The following is a 17951-nucleotide window of genomic DNA, read 5'->3' as shown; positions in this document are numbered from 1 at the left end:
CAGAAATTCTCCTTAAAAAGAATCAAAAGCTAGAGCGACGGAAAGTGGTAGGTGACACCGATGCTGAGGTTCGTCACGTCCTTGCTGAGCGTGGTCTTGTTTCCGCTCAGGTAGTAGTCCATGTCGAAGTAGGTCGCGAAAAGCCCGGAAAGCGTGACAGTGAGGTTCTCGACCGGATAGAACTCGACGCCAGTTCCAACGCAGAAGCTGTCGAGGACCGGGTTGAACGAACTGTTCGAGCTGTCGTTCGTCCCCTGGTTTCCGTACTGGAAGCCAAGGCTCGCAGAAGCCCACTTGCAGAATTTGTAGTCGGCACCGAGAGCGACTTCCCACGAGTTGTCGTAGTCCGTCTCGCCAAGAATGGAATTCTGGTCGGCGAAGTAGTTGAAGTAGTAGTTGAAGCTCGCGCTCAGATACAAAGGCTCCAAAACCTGCCAGCCCGCGCCCAAGTTCAACGCGGCAGGCAAATCCGTGTGGAACGTCTTTCCGTCGTAGATTCCGAAGTCGTCGGCAAGTTCCCCCTCCACGTCCTTCACCTTGTATTTCACGGAGGACTTGGCCTGGTACTGCACCGCCAAATCGACAGTCTCAATCGGCCTGTAGTGGAGTCCGAAAACGCCGCTCACAGTCCAGCCGTTCGCCTTGTAGGAAATCTTGTCGCCGCCGTTTCCAAGCTCGTTGAAGTAGCCGCTGTAAATCGACATGACCTGCGTTCCGTGCACATAGCGGAGTCCCGCGGCGAAGGAAAGGTTGTCGAGGATTGAATAGGCGAGTCCGAGCTGGCCGCCGTAAGTAATAGAAGTCACGTCGAGCGAGTGTCCGCCTTTCCGCGCCGTCTTCATGAGATAAGACGCGGCAGTGCTGGCAGTTTCCGCAGCGTTCTGGTAATCGTTTTTCTTATCTTCGTCTGTTGCGCCAGATGCGGCCGCATAGGCCTGTGCCGATTTTTCCATGTAGTCGGAAGCCGCGCCCGCGAAAAGGAGCGAAGTCGCGCTCGTTCCCTCGGAAAAGCTCAGAGAGCCGCCGCCCGCGTACACACCGAAATTCCCGAACACGGCGAACTTGTCGCGCTTGTAGACGAAATCCGCGTCCGGATAGAGCCAGACTGTCGTCTCGTCGTTCGAATAATAATCTGAAAGCCCTTTCGAAGCGTATTTGTCGCCCGTATCCAGTTCGTTTCCGTATTCCTTGAAGACGAATTGGTTTCCCGCCTCCACAAAAAGCCCGTCTTCCATGAACGCGGTTCCGGCTATGTTGTAGTACGAAGCCTCTGGACGCTTCGCCTCCGAGTTCCGGCTCGGATTTCTCAGGTAGCCCGTGCTCATGTTCGTTTTGTTCTCGACTCCGCTCGCGAAAAGCGGGAACGCCGACAGGAACGACAGCGCCGCGCATGCAAGTCCTGACGATTTTTTCATTCTTCTTTCTCCAATCAAAAAATTTTGCATGACACTTTGACATCTTTTGTCATTTTGTCAAAGACGTTTTGAACGAATTCCGCGGAATTTTCCCGATTCTTCCCGTCGAGATTGCAAATCGGGTATCATAGGGAACCACTGCGGAACCCGAAAACGTTCACGCGGAAAAAACGCGCGGGAGGAATCAAATCATGGAAAAAAACAGCAGCAACAGGGAACAGAAATACGGCAGCGAAGGCGGAATGAAGGAATCGCGCGCACAGCGGTTCATGAAGAGGGAAAAGGGAGAGAAAGCGGAGAAAAAGGCGCCGCTCGGGAGGGGAACGCACCGGCACGCGGAAAGGCGGAAAAGCGTCTTCTCGCGCGCGGAGATTCTCGGCGACAAGAAAATCCCGGACGACGCGCGCGACATAATCGAAAACTTCGGCGACATAGCCGCGGACGTCATGGGGCTTTCGTCAAAGCAGCGCGTCTTCCTCGCCGCGGAAATACGAAAGCTCTCGCACAAGCTCACCGACGAGCGCACGACGCGCCGTGTCGGATACATGAACGACGCGCAGAGCGTCAGCGCGTATATTTCCTATTTCATGTGGTGGAACATCGTCCGCCTCACGAGGCTTTTCTCGTCCCTTCCAAAAAAAGCGCTCGACATTCCCGACGGGGGAATCGCAATCGACATCGGAAGCGGCCCGCTCACGGCGGTGACGGCGCTCTACCTCGCCCGCCCGGAACTGAGGAGCAGGCGCATCACGTGGTACTGCATGGACATATCGCAGAACGCGCTCGCGCAGGGCGAGGAGATTTTTCTTTCCGTCGCGGCGAAGATTCTCTCGAAAGGCGGGAAAGCAGAGCCGTGGAGAATCATCCGCGTCAAGGGCGCAATCGGGACGGAGATAAAGGAAAAAGCGTCGCTCGTCACGTGCGCGAACGCGTTCAACGAGATGATTCAGAACGAGACGATGCCGACAGATTTCCTCGCCAAGAAATATTCCGGGACAATCGAGTCGTACCTTGAAGGCGACGGCTCGAAACCGGCGACGGCCATTCTGGTGGAGCCGGGCGACCCGCATTCCGCGCGGTTCGTCTCGCTCATGCGCGACGCCTTCATAAGGCGCGGATTTCTGCCGGTCTCCCCCTGCCCGCACGCCGGCGAATGCCCGATGGCGGGGCGCACGCAGGGAAAACGCGACGGGAAATGGTGCAACTTCGCGTTCAGCACGGACGGCGCGCCCGACAAACTCCTGAAACTTTCCGAGAAGGCGGGGCTTCCGAAGGAGCGGGCGTCGCTGTCGTTCGTCGTATGCAGGAAGGATTCCGCGGAAGAGGCGGAAAAGAAGCGCGCGGCGGAGCTTGAGAAAATCGGCGAGGAGCGGAAGGACGCGCGGCTTCGCATCAGGATTGCGAGCGATTTCATAAAGCTTCCCGAACTCCACAAATCGGGCTACTACGCGTGCAGCGAGCTCGGGCTTCTCCTCGCGATTGACGAGTCCGGCGCAAGACCGAAAAACGGCGAGTCGCTCGAAATACCCTACCCGCAGGGAAAACTCGCGAAGGACAAGAAATCGGGCGCGAGAATCGTGTCAATCTGACGGAAAAAGGGAATCCGCTCCGTCTCGGAAAAAACAAAAAGGGCTGCCCGCAGAAATTCTCTTCGGGCAGCCCTTTTTTATTGCGGCGCTTCCATCAGCGGAAAAGCGCTTTTATTTCCTTCGCGTAGATTTCGTTTATGCGGTAGCGCATCATTTCCTGCTTCGCCGAAAGCTCCACGCCGACCTCGAATTCCTTGGGGAGAAGCGCGATTTTGTTTATGCGCTCGTAGCTCTTGAACCCGTTTTTCGCGTTGACGCGAGTCGCGACCTCGGTCTCGATGAGATGGAGAACCTCGGGGCTTTTCACCATGTCGGCGTATTTCTTGTAGGGAAGGTCGGACGACGTGCAGAAAGCCTCGACCTCCGACTGCTCGGGAACGACGAGTGCGGCAAGATAGCGCTGGTCCTGCCCGAGAACGACGGCAGTCTTTATGAAACGCGATTCCTGCATCTTCATCTCAATCGGAAGCGGCTCGACGTTCTCCCCGCCGGTCTGGACAATCGTGTCCTTCACCCTTCCGCACAGGACGATTTCGTTGTTCGCGGTAAGGCGCGCAAGGTCGCCCGTGTCGAACCACCCGTTCTCGTCGATTGCCTTTGCGGTAAGCTCCGGCTGCTTGTAATATCCCTTCATCACCGTTCCGCCCTTCACTTCGAGCACGCCCTTCTTCCCGCGCTTGAGCGGTTTCCTCGTAAGCGGGTCTACGACGCGCGCGGAAATCCCGCGGACTGCCGAGCCGACGTTCCCCAAAACGGGGCGGTCAATCGGGCGGACGGAGATAATCGGCGCCGTTTCCGTGAGGCCGTATCCCTCGACGAGTTTGATTCCGATTGCCCAGAAGAATTTGTCCACGGCTGGAGGAAGCGCGCCGCCGCCTGCGACACCGGAGCGGAAATTCGTCCCGAGCATCTTGCGGATTTTCCTGAAAATCATCGCGCCGCCCAAAAGCTTTATCGGGTAGCAGACGAGCCACGGGATGACAAACGCCGGCCACTGCAGCCATCTCTTGTCCATTCCGTACCTCGTCGTGCGGTCAAATAGGACGCGGTCGAGTTTCGAATGGAAAAGCGCGATTGCGACGAAGAAATTGAAAAGCCTGAGGACGATTCCGCCCGTTTTCCTCATATTGCGGTAGATTCCGTCGTAGACCGCCTCGAAGACGCGCGGAACAGCCGGAAGAACCTGAGGGTTCAGCGCCTTCAAGTCGGCGAGGAGGACGGGGCCGACGGGCTTCGAGTAGCAGATTGTGGCGGACTGGTTCAGGACGACGTATTCGACGGCGCGCTGGAACGCATGCCAGACAGGAAGAACCATCATCCCGCGGTCGCCGGGATACAGGTAGATTCTCTCGCACACCTCGTCTAGCTGCGTGATGAAATTCCCGTGGGAAAGCATTACGCCCTTCGGCTTTCCGGTCGTCCCCGAGGTGAATATTATCGTGGCGAGGTCGTCCCACTTTCCCTTGTCCATCTCATCCTCGACTTTTCCCGGATTCGCGGCGTTGAATTCGCGCCCCTCGGAAAGAATCTGCTCGAACGAGAAAAGCGAAAGCCCCGCATTCTTCGCGGACTCGATATCCTTGTCGCCCGGATTGTCGAACATGATGAGCTCCGTCACGAGCGGAAGCTTCTCCTTGAGCGCGATTATCTTCTCCACCTGCGCGGAATTCTCGACGATTACGCGGCGGCACTCGGAAAAAGAGAGGATGTATTCCAAATCGCCGGAAGTCGCGTCACACCCGCGCGGAACGTCAATCGCGCCGAGCATGAGAAGCCCCATGTCGGCCTGCTCCCATTCCTTCCTGTTGTCGGAAACAAGCCCGATATGCTCCTCGCGCGCGACCCCGTGGGCGAGAAGCCCGCCCGCAAACGCGACCGCGTTTTCGTAAGCCTCCTTGTACGTTGTCGGCTCGAAATGCCCGTCCTTGCACCGTGACATCTGGAACGCAAGCTCGGGATGCTCCGAGGCGCGTTTTCTGAAAAGACGAGGAAGTGTAGTTTCCATATGTATGAACCCCTTGAAAAATTATTTGGAAAAGCCGCGCAAAAAAGAAAGGCGCGTTCATCCGTCGGAAATCCCGGCGTCGGCACGGGGATTCCATGACAAAAACATGATTTTTGTCAAAAAAAATGTCTGCTCATTATAGAGCGTATTCGGAAAAAGTTGAAACCGTTTTGCAGAATTTGATATAATTCGGGCAAATTCAATTTTACTTTATAAAGGACAACAAAATGGCTGACAAAGATTTGTGCCCGTGCGGCTCCGGAAAAACCTACGCGGAATGCTGCGAACCAATCATCAAGGGAACCGCAAAAGCACCGACGGCAGAGAGCCTCATGCGCGCGCGCTATTCCTCATACGAGAAAAAGGAAATCGACTTCATAATCAACTCTTGCGAGGAAGGCGAGAAAATCGCGGAAATCGACCGCAAGGCGACGGAAGACTGGGCGAAGAATTCGACATGGCACGGGCTCAAAATCCTCCGCACGGAGAAAGGAACCGAAAGCGATGACGAGGGAATCGTCGAGTTCGAGGCAACGTACACGACGAAGCAGGGGCTCCGCGAAATCCACCACGAAATCGGCTACTTCAAGAAAATCGAGGGCAGCTGGATGTATTCGGTCGGCAGCGTAAAGCCGATGACCGTCGTCCGCGAAGGCGCGAAAATCGGGCGCAATGACCCGTGCCCGTGCGGAAGCGGAAAAAAATACAAGAAGTGCTGCGGAAGATAAGTTCGGATAACAGAAAACAAGGAATCGGTGGTAAAGCCACCGATTTTTTTTACTTATTTGGAGGTATATATGAGGCAGATTGTCACGGGGTTCCACGCGATAGAGGAGAGAGTCAGGCGCGCGGCGGACGAGCAGAATGAAAACGGGGGAAAAAAGGGCGCGGAAATCGTGCTTCATGTCGCGAAGACGGGGCCGCGCGTGAAGAAAATCCTTGAGGCGGCGCGGAATGCCGGAATAAAAATCGTGAACGAAGACGCGAAAGCGCTCGACTCGCTCGTAAGGAGTCTTCCGGAAGTCGCGCGAGACCACCGCGGAATCGTGATGGAGGCGGACGGGGAGGAATCGAAGGCGAACGTTGTCGATTTTGACCGGTGGATTCTTGAGGCGGGGCAGTCGCAAGAAAAAATGACTGTGCTTATCCTCGACTCGATAACGGACCCGCACAACGTCGGCGCGATAATCCGCTCGTGCGACCAGTTCGGCGCATCGCTCGTCGTCATGCCGAGCAGGCACGGAGCAAGCGACGTCTCCGAAAACGAGATTATCGCACGCTCAAGCGCGGGCGCCTCGGCATATGTTCCCGTCGCGGTCGTCACGAACCTCGTGCGCGCGGCGCAGATGCTCAAGGAGGCGGGATTCTGGCTTTACGGCGCGGACGCGGGCGGTGAGAACGTGCGCGAAGTCGAATTCGCGGACAAGACGGCAATCGTCATGGGGAGCGAGGGAAGCGGAATCGGAAAGCTCCTCGAATCGCAGTGCGACAAGATTGTTTCGATTCCGACATGCGGAAAAATCGACAGCCTCAACGTCTCCGTCGCGGCGGGCGTCCTCCTCTACGAGACAAGCGGAAGAAAATGATGGCCGAGAAAAAATCGACAAAAACGGGTGCCGCAAAAATCGCGGCGGCTCTTTTTCTCCTCGCAGTTTGCCAGATTGCGAATGCCCAGCCCTTCTCGCTCGGAAAGGGAACGGAAATCGGCATCGGGGCGTTCGAGATTGCGGGGGAAGTGTTCCACAACATATACGACTTCGCGTTCGTCGAAGACGACTGGGACGGAAAACCGTTCGACAAAAACGACGTGAACCCGTTCGACCGCGCGCTCATGCACAGCTACAGCAAAGCGTGGGACAGGACGGGCGACGCCATGATGTGCGTCCTTCCCGCAGGCTCGTTTCTCTTCGGCGCGTATTTCGTGCACCGCGACGGGGGGAACAGCGAGCTTCTGACGCATTCGGTGATGTTCGCGGAAACAGTCCTCGTGGCGCACACGCTCCCGCATCTCCTCAAAGGCCCCGTCAGCCGAGTCCGCCCGTACAACTATTACGGCGGAGACGAGGCGATTGAGGACAGCTGGAAACGCTCGTTCTTCAGCGGGCACACGACGATGGCGTTCGCGTCGGCGACGTTCGCGAGCTACACGTTCTGCAAATGGTTCCCCGAGTCGCGGATGAAGATTCCGTTCGCGATTACGGCGCACGCTCTCGCGGCATTCACCGGCGCGAGCCGCATCCTCGCGGGATGCCACTTCGCGACGGACGTTCTGGTCGGGGCGGCTGTCGGAAGCGCGGTCGGGTTCCTCGTCCCGTTCATGCACACGCTCAACGCGAAAAATGCGGCGACGACGATAACGGCAAGCCCTCTCGGCTTTTCGATACGGCACGAATTCTGATTTTTCCGAATCCGAAAAAAAATCCCCGCGTCTTCATCCGGACAATCCGGAACGGAGCGCGGGGATTTTTTGAAGCGATTTTCGGAACGTCAGCCGAGGATTTCGTTCACGAGGGCTTTCATCTCGTCGCATTTCGCGTCGCGGAAGAAATACTCGCGGAATTTCTCGCCGGAAAGGGCGCCCTTCACAAGCTCAGAATCGAGCGCGCGGAGGATTTCGGGAAGAGGCCTGAACGCGGCGGCGCGGACACCGTCGAGGATTTTCTTGTTCCGCTGCTCGGGAACGGCGCGCTCACGCGGATATCCCTGCCCGAACGGCTCGCTGAAAAGCTTCTCGAAAATATATTCGAGGTTGAGGTCGCCGCCCCACCCGAATCCGAGCGCGAACGGGATGGAAATCGCGTTCCCGTCGTTAATCTGCGCGAACGTGTACGCGTCGAGCGGCGTCGCGACGTGCCCGCAGATGACGCCCGGGAAGCTGTTGAGCGCGAGCATGGCGCCCTCGCCCGTTCCGCATCCCGTCACGACAAAATCAGCCGCCCCGGAATTGAGGAGCACCGCGGCGAGGATTCCGTTCTGAACGTATGTGAGCTGCGCCTTGTCCTCCGCCGAGTACATCCCGTAGTTCACCACCTCGAACCCGTGCGCGTCGGCAACCTTCTTGAGCGAATTGTAGATGACGGCATTCTTGACCGCCTGCGAATTCTCGTTTATAAGAGCGATTCTCATGTTTGTCTCCTTAAAAAGCATTGATATTTTGAACATCCCCATTCTAGCAGAAACATCCCCTTCTGAAAGCGCACGAAAACGTCAAGAATTAGACGCGCCCTGTAAATCTTTGCGCGTCCTTATCTTTATGCGTTGTATCAGGCGTTCGCCGGCACGCGCGAGGCGCGTGCCTCCCCGCGTGCCCCGTGAATCTTTTCCGCGTGTTACCCTTTATGAGTTGTATCGGGCGTTCGCGCCCCGTAAATCTTTGCGCGCGTTACTCTTTATGCGTTGTATCGGGCGTTAGCGCCCCGTAGACCTTTGCGCGTTCTTATCTTTATGCGTTGTATCGGGCGTTCGCCGGCACGCGCGGGGCGCGTGCCTCCCCGTGCGCCCCGTGAATCTTTGCGCGCGTTACTCTTTATGAGTTGCATCGGGCGTTCGCGCCCCGTGAATCTTTGCGCGTGTTACTCTTTATGAGTTGCATCGGGCGTTCGTCGGCACGCGCGGGGCGCGTGCCTCCCCGTGTGCCCCGTAGACCTTTGCGCGTCCTTATCTTTATGCGTTGTATCGGGCGTTCGTCGGCACGCGCGGAGCGCGTGCCTTCCCCGCGTGCCTCCCCGTGCGCCTTCCCGAGTTAGGGTGCGCGTTTCTTCTTGGCGCGAATGCTTGCTAACTGATAATTCTCCCTTCCAGCCGGGAGCTGCGCGCGCACGCTACAAAAAGCAAGCGATAAACGCGCGGAAACAAATGCGTGACAGAAAAAACAAAACGCAATCCTCAAACTTCTTTCTTAACACGACAAAACTTCAGCACATCTCCACCATCCATCAAGGCGCACTCCCCGCAAAAGCGGGGAGCTGCGCGCGCACGCTACAAAAAGCAAACGATAAACGCGCGGAAACCAATGCGTGCGCAATGTACAATAAACGCGCCGGACGTTAGACTATCCGCCATGCCAAGTTTTTATTCATCTTACGACGTCGCCGTTGTCGGCGGCGGACACGCGGGAACGGAAGCCGCGCTCGCGGCGGCACGGATGGGACTCAAAACGGTTCTCATCACGCAGACAATCGATTCAATAGCACGAATGTCATGCAATCCCTCGATAGGCGGAATCGCGAAGGGAAACATCGTGCGCGAGATTGACGCGTTGGGCGGCGAGATGGCGAAGATAATCGACAAATCGATGATACAGTTCAGGATGCTGAACAAAAGCCGGGGGCCTGCCGTTCAGGCGCCACGCTCGCAGGCTGACAAAATCATCTACTCACAGATTGCGCGCCAGACAATCGAGACGACGGAAAACCTCCACACGCTGATGGACACCGTGACGGACATCATAACGGCGGCAACGGACGAAAAGCTCCCGCCGGACTCGGAAAGCGCGCAGAAGGGGCAGATTCCGGGCGAGTCGAGGGGCGAGAACCTTTCGGAGGCGGCACGGTCGGGGATGATGCAGAAAGTCACCGCCGTCGTCACGGAACGCGGAAGGATAATCCCAGTGCGCTCGGTCATCCTCACGACGGGAACGTTTCTCGGCGGGCGGATTTTCATCGGGGAATACGACGCGCCGTGCGGAAGAATCGGCGAGACGGGCGCGTTCGGGCTTACCGAATCTCTCAGGCGGCTCGGGTTCACGACGGGACGGCTCAAGACGGGAACGCCGCCGCGCATTCTCAGGCGCACAATCGATTTCTCGTTCCTTGAGGAGAACGACGGCGACGACGAGGTAATCCCGTTCAGCTTCGAGACGGAGAAAGTCGAGCGGCCGATGGTTCCGTGCCACGTCGTCTACACGAACGAGGAGACGCACAAAATAATCCGCGAAAACATTTCGCGCTCTCCGCTCTACTCGGGAAAAATCAGCGGCGTCGGGCCGCGGTACTGCCCGTCAATCGAGGACAAGGTGATGCGATTCGCCGAGCGCGAGCGACACCAACTTTTCGTGGAGCCGGAAAGCCTTCTTACGGACGAGATTTACCTCAACGGGCTTTCGTCGTCGCTTCCCGAGGAAGTGCAGGACGCTTTCTTGCGGACGCTTCTCGGATTCGAGAAATGCCACGTCTCGCGCCCCGGATACGCGGTCGAATACGATTACGTCGAGCCGACGCAGCTGTTCCCCTCGCTTGAGACGAAGCGCGTCGCGGGTCTTTTCAACGCGGGTCAGATAAACGGGACGAGCGGATACGAGGAGGCGGCAGGCCAGGGACTTGTCGCAGGAATAAACGCATCGCTCTACGCGAAGGCGCACGAAGAATTGTGCGGAAAGCTTCCCGACGCGAAAAGCGGGCTTGGTCAGTCGCCGTCAAGCGCGGAGGAAGGCTCGTTCCAGCCCAAGCCCAAATTCAGCGCGGACGAGCTGGAGCGTTTCTCGCGCATCTCGGAGAACATCACGAACCTGACGAACGAATACATACGAAATTTCTCCGAATCGAACGGAAATTCGAATTTCCGCGCCGTGCCGAAATACGAGCCGCTCATTCTCGGGCGCGACGAGGCGTACATCGGCGTCCTCATCGACGACCTCGTGACGCTCGGCACGAAGGAGCCGTACCGGATGTTCACGGCGCGCGCAGAATACCGGCTCAAGCTCCGGCACGACACGGCGGACAGGCGTCTTTCCGAAAAGGCGTTCCGCGTCGGGCTCAAGACGAAGGCGCAGTTCGATTCCGTCTCCGCAAAATACGCGCTCATCGACGAGGCGAGCGCGCTCCTTCTCAAGAATCCGTCGGCGGAGAATCCCGGGCTTCCGCCGCTCTTCTGGGAAATCGCGCAGGAAGACGCGAAATACAAATACTACATCGAGAAGCAGGACGCACGCGTCGAAAAAATGCACAAGATGGAAAAATACCGGATTCCCGCCGATTTCGATTACGGTGCGATTCCCGCCCTCTCGTCGGAAAGCCGCCAGAAGCTCGAGCAGGTGCGGCCGCTGACGCTCGGGCAGGCAAGCCGGATTTCCGGGATTCGAAATTCTGACATAATGCTGCTTATGGTCTATCTCGGCTGATTCCCCCCCGAAAAGCGGAACGCAAAATGCCCGGCAGGACGAGAATTTTTCCTGCCGGGCATTTTTTGCATCATCGCAGCGGGGAACGCCTTTCTCAGCGGCGGACTGCAGCCTCCTCGCAGAAAAGCCGCGCGGAAATTCCGTGGAAAAGGAACCGCCCCGAACCGAACGCGACATTGACGCCGCAGGAATGGAGATAGCGGATTCTGTTCAGCAGCTCGGAGCCGTAGCGCCGGAAAAGGTCGGGCGTGAAGACAGCGGCGACGTTGTTCTCGGAAAGAAAATCGATATTGGAAATCAGGAAATCGGCATCGGAAAGAGATGACGCGACAACCTCGCAGGGACGCACATCGCGAATGAGGCAGTTCGCGGCGCGGGAAAGGCGCGCATTATGCGTCATGTCGATTCCTGTCATCTGCCCGTGCCTGAACGCGGAGCGGATGAAGCGCGAGAAAACAGAGGGCTTCTCGATGAACGGCGAACCGGAGAAAAAAACGCCGCGGAAAAGCCCGCTTCCCAACAGCGAGAACGCATCGGCGACAGAAGCCTCGTTCATCACGGCGGACGAATCGGAATTTATGGAAAGGACGTATTCGATTTCGATTCCCGACGCGGATTTCAGCTCGCTCAGGACGGGAAGCAACTTTCTTACGGGAATTTCGGACGTCACGAAATCGAGACCGACGGAGCACACCGCGCGAGCCGTCCCGTCGCACGAAAGGCGCGCCAAAGACAACGCGAAAAGCGAGCGGATGTCGTCCGCGCAGACGCATCTCATCGCGGAGAACTGCCGCACCTCGTCGTCGCTCATTCCGTCCCGGCTGAATCCCGCCCATCCCGCGAATTCCCCCTGCCCCATACCGGCGCAAAGGTCTACATAGGCATCACAAAACGAATCCATCTGAATTCATCCCCACGCCTCATCGACGGCAGCGCAGAAACGCGCCTTCCTGCCTTCGTCAAGGAACGAGGCGCGGAAACTGTTCTTGACAATTTCCTTCAGCTCGGCGGCGGAAAATCCCATCTGAGAATATGCGTTCCAGTACTCGTCGACAAGCTCGACGCCAAAAAAAAGAGGGTCGTCCGTGTTCAGCGTCACCATTATTCCCTCGTCGAAAAATTTCCTTAACGGATGTTCGGAAAGCGACTTCACGTACCGTTTCGTGAACACGTTGCTCATAGGGCAGGATTCAAGGGCGATGCCACGGCGGACAAGCTCCTTCATAAGGGCTTCGTCCTGGAACGCCGTGACGCCGTGGCCGACGCGCGACACTTTGAGGATGTCTATCGCGTCCCAAATCGAGAACGCATCGACGTCCTCACCCGCATGTGCGACGGTGAAAAGCCCGTTATCGCGCGCCTTCTCGAAAACGGCGCCGAAATCGCGGCACGGGCCTTTAGATTCCGAGCCGCCGAGACCGATTCCGATTATCTCCGGAATCCTGTTCGCCAGAAGAAGCTGAAGGTTCTTTTCCGCGTTCTCCGCGCCGAACGTGCGGGAAACGTCGATGAGGATTCTGACGTCAACGCCGGTCTCTTCCTTTACTTTCCGGACGTTGCGACTGTAGCTTTCGACCATCGCAGAGAAATCGAATCCCTTCTTGACGAATGCGCTCGGCGCCGCAAAAACCTCGACATACGAGATGCCGTTCCTCACGATATAATCCTTGAGGTCGGAAAAAATAAGGTCGAAGTCGGCGACGGATTCGTACATCTCCTGAATCTGAAGGTACGCCTGAATAAAGCCGTCGAGATTGTCGTAGGTGAAAAGCTTTTTTATTTCGCGGGCGGCCTCGTCCTTGCCGATGCCCGGAAATTTCCGCATGTAGAATTTGTTGATGGAGTCAAAACTTATGACAGCCTCTATGTGAAGGTGAAGCTCAGCTTTAGGAATCTTCCTGAAGAAATCGTAGAAATCAGCTTTTTCCATCATTGATCAACTCCATTTGACTCAGAATGACACCGAACCGCTACGAAAAATGAACGCCCCAAAACGGGAAAAACGGATTGGATTCGCCTGCCCCACCCACGAACGGCGACCCGATGTCATATCCGTGAATCAAACATGCTTCGGCGTAAGCCCCGAAAAAGCCCCGGAACCTCGCGTATTAATTATATCGGCAAAAAACCGATTTTCCCGTTCCGGGGCAAAACTATTTTTCAAATCGGGCAAAAAGAAGCGGCGACTCCTCTTTCAGAAGAGCGATTCCTCAAGCTGCCCGACGATTCCGGCAAAAACGTCGAGAGCGCTCTGCACGGGTTCCTGCGTGGACATATCAACGCCCGCAACCTTGAGGCTTTCGATGGGATAGCGAGAGCCGCCGGAGCGCAGGAACGCGAAGTAATCGTTCCGCTCGCGCTCGCCGCCTTCGACGACGCGTTTTGCGAGGGCAAGCGACGCGCTTATTCCCGTCGCGTATTTGTAGACGTAGAACGCCCCGTAGAAATGCGGGATGCGGAGCCCTTCCAAATCGCTCTCATCCTCAAAAACCATCTCCGGGCCGAAATACTGCTCAAGCAGCTCGCGGTATGTTTTCCGCAAAACGTCCGCGGAAAGCGGCGTCCCGCTTTCGACAAGCTCGTGCGCCTTCAGCTCGTATTCGGCAAACATCGTCTGCCGGTGGAGCGTCGCGAGGATGTCGTTCGCGCGCATGGAAAGGAGATAGTTCCTCATCTGGCTGTCCTTCGCGTTTTTCAGGAGATGCTCGAAGACAAGCTCCTCGTTGAACGTGGACGCGACTTCCGCCTCGAAAATCGTGTAATCGTACTGCATGAACGGATTGCTGCTCTTCGAATACCACGAATGCATCGAATGCCCGCCTTCGTGCGCCATGGTGAAGACGTCGCGTATATCGTCCTCCTTGTAGTTGAGGAGGATATACGGATACCCCTTGTACGAGCCGGAACTGAACGCGCCGGAGCGCTTTCCCTTGTTCTCGTACCGGTCAACCCAGCCGCCGAGAAGCCCGCCGCAGAGAGTGTCCGTGTATTCCTTCCCGAGCGGCGAAAGCGCGCTGCGGCAAATCTCGACGGCCTCCTCGTAGCTCGTCTTCATCTTCACGTCCTTCACGAGCGGGACGTAGACGTCGTAATGGCGCAGCTCATCGACGCCGAGGACTTTTTTCCGGAGCGAATAGTAGCGGTGGAGGACAGGCAGGTTCTTGTGGACGGTCTCAATCAGATTCCTGTAGACGCTTTCCGGAACCTTGTCCCCGTAAAGCCGTGACGCGAGAGAGGACTCGTATCCGCGGGCGCGGGCGCTGAAGACGTCGTGGCTCACGCTTCCGGCATAGAGCGCGGCAATTGTGTTCTGATGGTCGGCGAACGCGCCGTAGAATTTCTTGTACGCTTCTTTCCTTATATTCCTGTCGGAATCGTGGATGAATATCGAATACGTCGACTGCGTGAGCGGTTTTTCCGCGCCGTTGCAGGAAATCGTCCCGAATTTCATGTCCACGTTCGTCAGCATTCCGAACGCGTTGTGCGCAGTCTGCGCGCTTTCCGCCTGAAGGGAGAGGATGCGCTCCTCCTTCTCGGAAAGCGTGTATTTCTTGAAATGGCGCGCCTTTTTGACGAACACGCGGTAATCGTCGAATTCAGGGCGGGAAATCCATTCCTCGATGACATCGTCGTCAATCGCCATCATCTCCGGGTCGAAGAACGAAATCTCGGAAAGCGACTTCGAATACGCCATCGTCGCGCGCCCGTCCTTGTCGAGCGAGTCGGGGTCTCCTTCGTCGGCGGTCAGCTTTAGCCCGGCGTAATTCGAGACGGTCTCAAGCGTCATGTACAGCGACTCAAGCGCCTTGAGCGCGCCCAAAAACGACTCCGCGCCCTGCGAAAGCTTTCCTTTAAAAGAAACGACCTTCTCCGTCAGCCCAGAAACGGAGGAGAGCGCGCGCTCCCATTCTTCGTCGCTTCCGTACAGCGTAGTCAAATCCCATTTGTCGCTTTCGGGGACATCTTTCCTCAACGGAATCTCATCTGCCATAAAAAATCTCCTGAAAATGAATGTCGGCGTGCCGGAAATCGCCTTTCCGGGCACGGAATTTTTGTGAGGCGCCACATAAAAACGTAGGCTCTGCCTGTAAAAACGGTTGAGTTATTTTTTTTGCCATATTGATGGATTCCGAAACAGGTTTTCAAAGAAAATCGATTTCACAGAAATCCGTCCGGAATGGCACCAGAAATTCAGACAGAGCCGAAACAAAAAACGCCGCTACTCGCGCCCGGATTCGGGACAGCGGACGCGCGAGTCGAACCACGCCTTGAAAAGCTCGGGCCAGACCGCGCATTCCTTCTGCTGGCAGCTTCCGTCAGGCTTCGCCGTTTCGGGCGTCGCGAGCGAAAGTCCGTGGCAGCCTTTCTGGAAAAGATGGTATTCGAAATCGATGCCCTCGCGGCGCAAAGCCATCGCAAGAAGAAGCGAATTTTCGGCAGGAACAGCCTCGTCCTCCAGCGTATGCCACATGAAAGTCGGCGGGAACGACGGCTCAACATGGTTCTCTATGCTGACGAAATCGCGCATGTCGAGGTTGTTCTTTCCGAGAGCGTTTCGGATTGAGCCTTCATGGCAATGCTTCACGTCCGCAGTTATGACCGGATAGCACAGGAGCATGTAGTTCGGGCGGATTTCATCCTTCGAATGGGGGACGAGGTCGTCGAGAAGCCCGAATCCCCAATAGCATCCGAGCGAGGCGGCAAGATGACCGCCCGCGGAAAAGCCCGCGACGACGATTCCGTCTGGATTGACGTTCCATTCGGCAACCCTGCCCCGTATCGTCGCGACAGCCTCCGCAAGGTCGCACAGGGCGGCGGGAAATTCCATTGGCGCGAGCGAATAGCTCAGAACCGCGGCGTGAAAGCCTAGCGAATTCATCTTCCGCGCGACAGGGTCGCTTTCCCGCTCGGAAAGATGCTCGTATCCCCCGCCCGGGCAAATAAGAACGAGCGGAAGCGGGACAGATGTCTCCAATAGATATGTTTTCAAGACCGGCTTCTGATTTGAATTGAAAACCTTCCCGGAATAGTGGACAGGAAGGATGATTGTCTCACTTTCTTTTAACATGGCGACAATTTTACCACACCGAATCATTTTTAATGCTTAAAAATTCGCGGCAAAAACGGCGTTTTCGCAAAAAAATCCCAAAAACGGGCAAAATCACGCGGGAGGATTATAGTAGAGATGTTTGGAAACTGAAGTTTCCGACGGTATTTATTCAGAAAAGGGAAAAAGGGCAAAAAAAACCCGCGCTTAAAGGAGGAGAAACTGCGCGGGTTTTTATAAGACGGGCTCGCCTGACAGACGAACCAATTTCTTGCTGCTGATGATGATAATAGACCTTCATCGATTTTAAATCAATACCTTTTCGTTGAAAATCGTTGAAAATCTTGCGTTTTTTTGCAAGACTTCGCAAAAATAACAGAATTTTAGCAAATGTTGACGGAATTGCGAAAATTAAGCAGAATAATCAAAAGGAGTGTCTGAATATGACAAAAATCGGAATCATCGGCGCGATGGCTGAGGAAGTCGAATACCTCAAGTCGATCGCAACGGAAAAGTCGGAGACGAAAAGCGGCGGGCTTTCGTTCGTAACGGGAAAAATCGGCGGGAAGGACGCCGTAATCGTCATGAGCGGAATCGGCAAGGTGAACGCGGCATTGTGCGCGCAGCGCCTCGCAATCGAATTCGGGGTCACGCACATAATCAACACGGGAATCGCGGGCGCAACGGCACACGGGCTCGGAATCCTCGACTTCGTTTCCTCGACCGACGCCGTCTACCACGACTTCGACGTGACAGGATTCGGCTACAAGCCGACGGTCATCCCGCGCATGGAGACAAGCGAATTCAAAGCCGACGAAGCGATGCGGAAAGCCGCCCTCGACGCGTTCGCCGAGCTTTCAGGAGAGGAACCGTTCGCGGGTCATAAAATAATCGAAGGCAGAATCGCATCCGGCGACCAGTTCATCTCAAGCCGCGACGTGAAATCGAAAATCGTCAGCACATGCTCCCCCGCCTGCGTGGAAATGGAAGGCGCCGCAATCGCCCACGCCTGCCACCTCTGCAAAATCCCGTTCCTCGTCCTCCGCTGCATGAGCGACATGGCCGACGACGGCGAGGAATCCAGCTACGAATTCAACGACAAAACCGCCGCCACGATGAGCGCGAAACTCGTCGAGCGCATCATCCAGAAAATCGCCTGACAGCAAACCGGGATGCAAAAAAACATTCCGAACTTGTTTCGCATCTACGCAATGCAATGCCAAGATTCCGAAACAAGTTCGGAATGACGCCATACCGCACACCGACAAAGCCAATCTAAGACCCCGCAAATCTCTCCGCAAGCAAACCCCAGAACGAAAAATCACATTTTCACGCGCGCGCCCCACACAAAGGCGCACTCCCCGCTCCACGGAAAGCTGCGTGCGCTTGCTCCGACAAAGCCAATCCAAGAACCCGCAAATCTCCGCAAGCAAAACCCAGAACGAAAAATCACCTTTCCACGCGCGCACCCCCACAAAGGCGCACTCCCCACTCCACGGAAAGCTGCGTGCGCTTGCTCCGATAAAGCCAATCCAAGAACCCGCAAATCTCTCCGCAAGCAAAACCAAGAACGAAAAATCCCCATTTCACGCGCGCAACCCAATAAAGGCGCACTCCCCGCTCCGCGGAAAGCTGCGTGCGCTTGCTCCGACAAAGCCAATCCAAGAACCCGCAAATCTCCGCAAGCAAAACCCAGAACGAAAAATCACCTTTCCACGCGCGCACCCCCACAAAGGCGCACTCCCCACTCCACGGAAAGCTGCGTGCGCTTGCTCCG

The 17951-nt window shown here is 56.3% G+C and carries 13 protein-coding genes; 6 read left to right on the top strand and 7 right to left on the bottom strand.

Features of this window, described 5'->3' with window-relative positions; genetic code table 11:
• Positions 1-29: 29 nt before the first annotated feature.
• Entirely contained in the window at positions 30-1415 is a 1386-nt protein-coding gene (locus TRESADRAFT_RS07125) for an OmpP1/FadL family transporter (RefSeq protein ID WP_002704267.1), read from the bottom strand.
• 191 nt (positions 1416-1606) lie between these two features.
• Between TRESADRAFT_RS07125 and TRESADRAFT_RS07120 the strand changes: the two genes are divergently transcribed.
• The gene (locus TRESADRAFT_RS07120) at positions 1607-3004 is read left to right on the top strand and encodes a small ribosomal subunit Rsm22 family protein (protein WP_002704265.1); all 1398 of its coding nucleotides are present in this window, start codon (positions 1607-1609) and stop codon (positions 3002-3004) included.
• Between the two features lie 94 nt (positions 3005-3098).
• Here TRESADRAFT_RS07120 and TRESADRAFT_RS07115 read toward each other — a convergent pair whose 3' ends face one another.
• The gene (locus TRESADRAFT_RS07115; RefSeq protein ID WP_002704264.1) at positions 3099-5009 is read right to left on the bottom strand and encodes an AMP-dependent synthetase/ligase; all 1911 of its coding nucleotides are present in this window, start codon (positions 5007-5009) and stop codon (positions 3099-3101) included.
• A gap of 227 nt (positions 5010-5236) precedes the next feature.
• On the opposite strand from TRESADRAFT_RS07115, the gene TRESADRAFT_RS07110 reads away from it, so the two are divergent.
• The 3 genes from TRESADRAFT_RS07110 (at position 5237) to TRESADRAFT_RS15110 (ending at position 7407) form a co-directional block, all read left to right on the top strand.
• Positions 5237-5737 (top strand): YchJ family protein, encoded by a 501-nt coding sequence (locus tag TRESADRAFT_RS07110; protein ID WP_002704262.1) that lies wholly within the window; start codon positions 5237-5239, stop codon positions 5735-5737.
• A gap of 69 nt (positions 5738-5806) precedes the next feature.
• On the top strand, positions 5807-6595 hold the full coding sequence (gene rlmB, locus TRESADRAFT_RS07105; protein WP_002704260.1) for a 23S rRNA (guanosine(2251)-2'-O)-methyltransferase RlmB: 789 nt from the start codon (positions 5807-5809) through the stop codon (positions 6593-6595).
• Positions 6592-7407, top strand: a complete 816-nt coding sequence (locus tag TRESADRAFT_RS15110) for a phosphatase PAP2 family protein (protein WP_002704257.1) — start codon at positions 6592-6594, stop codon at positions 7405-7407. Before rlmB ends, TRESADRAFT_RS15110 begins: the two co-directional genes overlap by 4 nt.
• An 89-nt stretch (positions 7408-7496) precedes the next feature.
• Here TRESADRAFT_RS15110 and TRESADRAFT_RS07095 read toward each other — a convergent pair whose 3' ends face one another.
• Entirely contained in the window at positions 7497-8135 is a 639-nt protein-coding gene (locus TRESADRAFT_RS07095; protein WP_002704255.1) for an RpiB/LacA/LacB family sugar-phosphate isomerase, read from the bottom strand.
• A gap of 934 nt (positions 8136-9069) precedes the next feature.
• Between TRESADRAFT_RS07095 and TRESADRAFT_RS07085 the strand changes: the two genes are divergently transcribed.
• On the top strand, positions 9070-11127 hold the full coding sequence (locus TRESADRAFT_RS07085) for a tRNA uridine-5-carboxymethylaminomethyl modification enzyme MnmG/GidA (protein WP_040842533.1): 2058 nt from the start codon (positions 9070-9072) through the stop codon (positions 11125-11127).
• Positions 11128-11221: 94 nt separating this feature from the next.
• Here TRESADRAFT_RS07085 and TRESADRAFT_RS07080 read toward each other — a convergent pair whose 3' ends face one another.
• From TRESADRAFT_RS07080 to TRESADRAFT_RS07065, 4 genes are all read right to left on the bottom strand, one after another.
• Positions 11222-12028 (bottom strand): hypothetical protein, encoded by an 807-nt coding sequence (locus tag TRESADRAFT_RS07080; RefSeq protein WP_002704251.1) that lies wholly within the window; start codon positions 12026-12028, stop codon positions 11222-11224.
• Positions 12029-12034: 6 nt separating this feature from the next.
• Positions 12035-13060: an adenosine deaminase gene (add, locus tag TRESADRAFT_RS07075; RefSeq protein ID WP_141607240.1), complete on the bottom strand. Its 1026-nt coding sequence runs from the start codon at positions 13058-13060 to the stop codon at positions 12035-12037.
• A gap of 261 nt (positions 13061-13321) precedes the next feature.
• Positions 13322-15118: an oligoendopeptidase F gene (gene pepF / locus TRESADRAFT_RS07070; RefSeq protein WP_002704248.1), complete on the bottom strand. Its 1797-nt coding sequence runs from the start codon at positions 15116-15118 to the stop codon at positions 13322-13324.
• Positions 15119-15346: 228 nt separating this feature from the next.
• Complete coding sequence (locus tag TRESADRAFT_RS07065) at positions 15347-16195, bottom strand: alpha/beta hydrolase (protein ID WP_002704246.1); 849 nt, start codon at positions 16193-16195, stop codon at positions 15347-15349.
• Positions 16196-16617: 422 nt separating this feature from the next.
• Between TRESADRAFT_RS07065 and TRESADRAFT_RS07060 the strand changes: the two genes are divergently transcribed.
• Positions 16618-17334: a 5'-methylthioadenosine/adenosylhomocysteine nucleosidase gene (locus tag TRESADRAFT_RS07060; protein WP_002704244.1), complete on the top strand. Its 717-nt coding sequence runs from the start codon at positions 16618-16620 to the stop codon at positions 17332-17334.
• Positions 17335-17951: the final 617 nt, after the last annotated feature.

This window comes from Treponema saccharophilum DSM 2985, assembly GCF_000255555.1.
Lineage (GTDB): Bacteria > Spirochaetota > Spirochaetia > Treponematales > Treponemataceae > Treponema_D > Treponema_D saccharophilum.
This window is presented reverse-complemented; position numbering and strand designations above follow the sequence as displayed.

Coding starts and splice junctions, on each gene's coding strand:
- TRESADRAFT_RS07120 (WP_002704265.1), top strand. CDS start 1,607: ATGGAAAAAAACAGCAGCAACAGGGAACAGAAATACGGCAGCGAAGGC.
- TRESADRAFT_RS07085 (WP_040842533.1), top strand. CDS start 9,070: ATGCCAAGTTTTTATTCATCTTACGACGTCGCCGTTGTCGGCGGCGGA.
- TRESADRAFT_RS15110 (WP_002704257.1), top strand. CDS start 6,592: ATGATGGCCGAGAAAAAATCGACAAAAACGGGTGCCGCAAAAATCGCG.
- TRESADRAFT_RS07125 (WP_002704267.1), bottom strand. CDS start 1,415: ATGAAAAAATCGTCAGGACTTGCATGCGCGGCGCTGTCGTTCCTGTCG.
- TRESADRAFT_RS07115 (WP_002704264.1), bottom strand. CDS start 5,009: ATGGAAACTACACTTCCTCGTCTTTTCAGAAAACGCGCCTCGGAGCAT.
- pepF (WP_002704248.1), bottom strand. CDS start 15,118: ATGGCAGATGAGATTCCGTTGAGGAAAGATGTCCCCGAAAGCGACAAA.
- rlmB (WP_002704260.1), top strand. CDS start 5,807: ATGAGGCAGATTGTCACGGGGTTCCACGCGATAGAGGAGAGAGTCAGG.
- TRESADRAFT_RS07095 (WP_002704255.1), bottom strand. CDS start 8,135: ATGAGAATCGCTCTTATAAACGAGAATTCGCAGGCGGTCAAGAATGCC.
- TRESADRAFT_RS07065 (WP_002704246.1), bottom strand. CDS start 16,195: ATGTTAAAAGAAAGTGAGACAATCATCCTTCCTGTCCACTATTCCGGG.
- add (WP_141607240.1), bottom strand. CDS start 13,060: ATGATGGAAAAAGCTGATTTCTACGATTTCTTCAGGAAGATTCCTAAA.
- TRESADRAFT_RS07060 (WP_002704244.1), top strand. CDS start 16,618: ATGACAAAAATCGGAATCATCGGCGCGATGGCTGAGGAAGTCGAATAC.
- TRESADRAFT_RS07110 (WP_002704262.1), top strand. CDS start 5,237: ATGGCTGACAAAGATTTGTGCCCGTGCGGCTCCGGAAAAACCTACGCG.
- TRESADRAFT_RS07080 (WP_002704251.1), bottom strand. CDS start 12,028: ATGGATTCGTTTTGTGATGCCTATGTAGACCTTTGCGCCGGTATGGGG.